Source organism: Dankookia rubra (assembly GCF_004355005.1).
Taxonomy (GTDB): Bacteria; Pseudomonadota; Alphaproteobacteria; order Acetobacterales; family Acetobacteraceae; genus Paracraurococcus; species Paracraurococcus ruber_A.
On the sequence record NZ_SMSJ01000324.1, the window covers coordinates 1 to 690 of the forward strand.

The 690-nt window shown below is 69.1% G+C and carries 1 protein-coding gene and 1 pseudogene; one reads left to right on the forward strand and one right to left on the reverse strand.

Annotated features, from left to right (window positions below; all coding sequences use genetic code 11):
* Positions 1-190: 190 nt before the first annotated feature.
* Positions 191-385, reverse strand: a pseudogene (locus E2C06_RS36825) (Mu transposase domain-containing protein); the annotation flags it as partial.
* Between the two features lie 95 nt (positions 386-480).
* On the opposite strand from E2C06_RS36825, the gene E2C06_RS36830 reads away from it, so the two are divergent.
* The coding region (locus E2C06_RS36830; RefSeq protein ID WP_193560547.1) for a transposase domain-containing protein at positions 481-690 on the forward strand (210 nt) is incomplete at its 3' end.

The window sequence follows — 690 nt, forward strand, 5'->3', positions numbered from 1 at the left end:
CCGCTGCCGAGCCTCAGCAGCGATCTGGATGTTGCTCGCGTCCGGGCGGGTGATCTCCCGGATGCGGCATCCTGGCAGGAGGTGAAGGTCCTTCATCCCGCATGTTACTACCGGGCCAGCCAAGCCGCAGCGCACTTGGCAGCATCAACCACGCTTCCTGCGGAAGAGCCGTGAAAGCGGGGCAAGGCCAGCGGCCCTCGAGCACGGGATGGACAGCGATGAGCCGGCCGTCCTCGAGGATCCGGACCTCGGCGGCGGTGACCTGCACCTCGACGGGACGCCGGCGGGTGCCGTCGGGGACGGAGTAGAGGTTGCCGCCGACCGAGACCATGCCCTCGTGGGAGATCCGCCGCTCGAGGCGGAGGACGGCATTGAACGGACCGGCCTGCGAGCGGGCTAGCCGCAATACCGTTGACTTTAGTCGGGCTCGCTGGCGGAGTTGGGCTGTGGGACCGCTGACCGCTGCGGGAGGACCAAGCCATGGTCCGCAAAGCGACGCGCTTGCCGAATGGCACCCGGATCAGTGACCAGGTCAGCCTTGGCGTTTTGACAGCCACGGTGCCGGCGGCGCTGGTGGACGCCGTGCTGGCCGAGACCGGCCGGCAGAGCCAGCGTCGGCGGCAGCTGCCGGCGCGCCTGGTGGTCTACTACGTCATGGCGCTGGCGCTGTACGCGCAGTCCTCCTACGGC